This is a genomic window from Salegentibacter haimaensis, from assembly GCF_054121495.1.
Window position 1 is genome coordinate 1 of the sequence record NZ_JBSYGH010000041.1, and the last position, 624, is coordinate 624.

At 44.9% G+C, this 624-nt stretch carries 1 protein-coding gene; it reads right to left on the reverse strand.

Going from position 1 to position 624, the window contains the following annotated elements; translation table 11 throughout:
* The coding region (locus ACW6QP_RS15370; RefSeq protein WP_457911758.1) for a carboxypeptidase regulatory-like domain-containing protein at positions 1-238 on the reverse strand (238 nt) is incomplete at its 3' end.
* Positions 239-624: the final 386 nt, after the last annotated feature.

Genomic DNA, 624 nt, shown 5'->3' on the forward strand with positions numbered 1-624 from the left:
TGAAGTTACCATCCATATCGGTGATGGTACCGCGGTTTGTGGCCTCTATGGCAACGGTGGCGCCGCCAATGGGCAAACCTTTGGAGTCCTTTACGGTCCCGGAAATCTCTATTTGCTGCTGGGGTAAATCCCAGGTGGGGGTGGCAGCATTTGCTGTGGCTGTAAATGCTAAAAATATAAGCAAGACAGCGACAAATACATACGCCAACGTTTTAAGGCGCTTGTAATTATTTTTCATAATTTTGTGTGGTTTAAATTGACAATTCTCTCATTTAAGCCCAGGCCTCCCCACCGACGCCAATCTTCGGGGAGGCTTTTTGGCTTAATACCTTAACAGGCTAATCAAACTACTTTCTCATAGCAATTTTTTTGTGATCTAATTAAACCTGTAGTAACCCATACAAGTGATTTTACCAGTTACTCATAACCCGGTAATAGTAATCTACCCATAAGCTTTTTGGCCAATGGCTCTTGTCCCAGCTCATCTTTAAGAAGAGAGCATTCCCACCCATTTGTTATTTGCCAAATTGGGCCAGGCAAACAGCAACCCACGGGATTGTTCTAACGCATTTTCCTGTTCCCGCAAACAAGAATTAGTGAATACGGCACATCCAGCCGGCGGCC